This window comes from Actinosynnema sp. (assembly GCF_052038725.1).
Genome location: NZ_JBQGCX010000921.1, coordinates 1 through 3,085, shown reverse-complemented (window position 1 = coordinate 3,085; position 3,085 = coordinate 1). Strand labels below are relative to the sequence as shown.

Genomic DNA, 3,085 nt, shown 5'->3' with positions numbered 1-3,085 from the left:
CGCCCGCGAGGTCGACGCGCACGGTGGGCTTGTCCTCGATCGAGGTCATGTCGGATTCCGTCCTCACGCCGCGTGCATTCCCCAGCCGGCGCGGAGCTTGTCCCGCACCAGGTCCTCCAGGTCGTGGAACTCCCGTGACTTCATCAGCTCGGTGTCCCTCGGCCGGGGCAGGTCGATCGGCACGATGTCGGTGATGCGGCCCGGTCGCGCGGCCATCACCACCACGGTGTCCGACAGGCGGACGGCCTCTCCCACGGAGTGGGTCACGAAGACCACCGTGGTCTTGAGCCCCTCCCACATGTCGAGCAGCTGGCCCTGCAGGCTCTCGCGGGTGAACTCGTCCAGCGCGGAGAACGGCTCGTCCATCAGCAGCACGTCCGGGCGCAGGCCGAAGGCGCGCACGATCGCGGCCCGCTGCTGCATCCCGCCGGACAGCTCGGAGGGGAGCTTGTGCGTGGCGTCGCCCAGGCCGGCCTTCTTCAGCAGGTCCATCATGTCCGGCTTGGCCACGTCGACGTCCCGGTGCGCTGCCTGGGCGATCTTCTTCCGCCGTTTGGCCGCACCCCGGTTCACCTTTTGGGGTAGAGTGACGTTGCTGAGCACGGAAAGCCACGGCAGCAGTGCGGGCGCCTGTGGGACGAGACCGATCATCTTGGCCGCGCACGCCTGCTCCGCGCTGACGCCGTAGACGCTGACGTCGCCGTCGTCGGGGGTCTCCAGACCCGCGATGAGGCGGAGCATCGTCGACTTCCCGCACCCGCTCGGCCCGATGACGCTGACGAAGCTGCCGGAGGGAATGGACAGGTCAACCCCGTTGAGGGCGACCATCTTCGCCGCCCCGATCCCGTACTCGCGGTGAACGCCGCGAACCTCGATCGCCGAGCCGGTCACTGCGCTGCCCCCTGCTTCACGAAGCCCGCGGGGTAGACAGAAGGCATGGTGCTCTCCTGATGAGTCGTCCCGTGCTGGACTCCGGAGAGCGTGCGGCGCGAGGGGATCTGCGCTGCGGAATTCCGAATCCCGATCATTGTACCGTGCCGTTGTCGTCCGGTAGCCACCATGGTGTTGCCGTTCTGTTACGGCGTGGCCGGCGCCGCGACCAGCGGCACCAGTTCGCCTGAGTCCTGGTAGAGCAGAACCTCGACCCGGCTGTCGCGGGCAGCCGCGGCCACCCAGCCGGAGAACGCCTGCGCGACCGTGCTGCTCACGCACAAGACCGCGTGCCCGCCCGGCAGGAGCGCGTCGCGCAACCAGATGAGCTTGAACATGTCCGCCATCACCTTGTTGCGGTGGTGGGACTTGTAGTTGCCCTGGTTCGCGACCAGCTGCACCAGGATGGTGCCGCTCGGATCGACTCCTTCGACCTCGACCCGGCTGTCGTCGGGCAGCGTGAACGTCCGGGGTCGCAGGTGCGCCGCGTACCGGGCGCCGAGCAGCTCCAGCATCCGCCGCTCGGTCGACTCCGGCCCGAACCGGTGCCACGACCTCTCGTTGTCCTCGCCGTCTGAGATCACGGCGTGGAGCTTAACCCTGCCTGATACCCCCGTATTGAGGTCGTCACACTTAGCGATGTTAAGCCCGTGTGTGAACTCAGGGTGGATGGTCGCTGAGCTGCGACGTTCTGAAATCGACCGAACGAGTGAAACTAAATCTTCACCTCAGCAATGACCCACTCGTGATCAACAAGTCGCGCTGCGTCCACCATGTGGACGTTCTTCCCACGCCGAACGGGGGCTTCCGGGGGCATCCCCAGGGGGGTTAGGGGATGCCCCCGGAAGTGTGGGCTGAATGACACCGCCCCCGGTTCCGCTCGGAAGTCCGAGGGCGCCGGGGGCGGTGGGTTCGGTGCGCGCCGCGTCAGTTGTCGCCGTCGCCGCCGCTGTTGTTCTCGCCGTTGTTCGGACCGTTGTCCTGGTTCTGCCCGGAGTTGTTCCGGTCGTTGTCGCGGCCCCGGCGATCTTCGCCGTCACCGCCCCGGCCCTCGCCGCGGTGCGCGTTCCCCCGGCGGTCGTCACCTCGGTCTTCCCGATTTCCGGGACCACCGCGCCTGCCTTCCGCGCGGCCTTCCCCGTCCTTGTGGCCGTGCTTTCCCCGGACGTCGCCGTTCGCGGAACCGGAGTGCGCGGGGCGGTCGCCGCCGCCCCGGCCGCCGTGCAGCGCCAGGGCCGTGCCGCCCGCGCCCAGCACCAGGCCCAGCACCAGGACCGCCGCCAGACCCGTCGCCCGGTGCCGGGCGACGGCGCGCACGCGGGCGCCGAAGCGGCCTCGGGGCTCGCCGTCGCTCGCGGGGGTGCTCTGAGCTGCGGAAACCGACTCGGTGGTGGCCTCGGCCCCAGGCGTGCCCGCCGCGGTCGGCAGCTCCTGGGTGGGCTGCTCGCGGGTCGGCCGCGCGGGCTGCTGCTCCGGCTGTCCCGGCGTCGGCTGCTCCGGGGTCGGCTGCTCGGGAGTGGTCATCGTGGTTCGCTTTCCTGCCGCTGTGCTGGACCGGGCTGGTCGGGGGTGGACCGGCCGCCCGGATCGCGGGAAACCCCTGCTCCGGTGGCCGTACTGCCCCAAGGTGCCCGGTCTTCGGGAGAGGACGGTGAGAGGACGCCGGTGTTCGGGTGAGAAAGCCGCGGCAGGGTCAGCCGCAGCAGCGCCCCGCCCTCCGGGGACCGCCCCGCCCGCACCGCGCCCCCGTGCGCGGCGGCGGCCCGCGCCACGATCGCCAGCCCCAGCCCCGAACCGGGCAGCGCCCGCGCCGCCGGGGCCCGGTAGAAGCGCTCGAACACGTGCGGCAGGTCCTCGTCCGCGATGCCGGGACCGGCGTCGGACACCTCCACGACCGCGCCCTCCCCGGCGGAGTCCTCCCCGGCCCGCGCCGACACCCGCACCACCCCGCCCGGCGGGCTCCACTTCACCGCGTTGTCCAGCAGGTTCAGCACCGCGCGCTCCAGCGCGTCGGCGTCGCCGAGCACCGGGACCGGGGCCAGGTCGACCGCCACCGCCACGTGCTGCGCGCGCGCCCGCGCCCTGGCCGCGGCGGCGGCCACCACGTCCGACAGCTCCAGTGGCTCGAACCGCTCCGGCTCGCCGTCCTGCTTGG

The 3,085-nt window shown here is 71.3% G+C and carries 4 protein-coding genes; all 4 read right to left on the bottom strand.

Going from position 1 to position 3,085, the window contains the following annotated elements; all coding sequences use genetic code 11:
• Positions 1-63 precede the first annotated feature (63 nt).
• Positions 64-891 carry an ABC transporter ATP-binding protein gene (locus tag ACTUAL_RS19420; RefSeq protein ID WP_096493070.1) on the bottom strand — a complete coding sequence of 276 codons (828 nt, stop codon included), beginning with the start codon at positions 889-891 and terminating at the stop codon, positions 64-66.
• A gap of 185 nt (positions 892-1,076) precedes the next feature.
• A complete protein-coding gene (locus ACTUAL_RS19415) occupies positions 1,077-1,514 on the bottom strand; it encodes a hypothetical protein (protein WP_096493071.1) in 438 nt (145 codons plus the stop codon).
• Between the two features lie 343 nt (positions 1,515-1,857).
• Positions 1,858-2,454 (bottom strand): hypothetical protein, encoded by a 597-nt coding sequence (locus ACTUAL_RS19410; protein ID WP_440901248.1) that lies wholly within the window; start codon positions 2,452-2,454, stop codon positions 1,858-1,860.
• Positions 2,451-3,085, bottom strand: a 635-nt coding sequence (locus ACTUAL_RS19405; protein WP_440901247.1) for a sensor histidine kinase, incomplete at its 5' end; no start/stop codon positions are given. The genes ACTUAL_RS19410 and ACTUAL_RS19405, both read right to left, overlap by 4 nt.

What these genes read in the sequence shown, in the direction of transcription:
- ACTUAL_RS19410 (WP_440901248.1), bottom strand. Translation starts at nt 2,454, where the DNA reads ATGACCACTCCCGAGCAGCCGACCCCGGAGCAGCCGACGCCGGGACAG.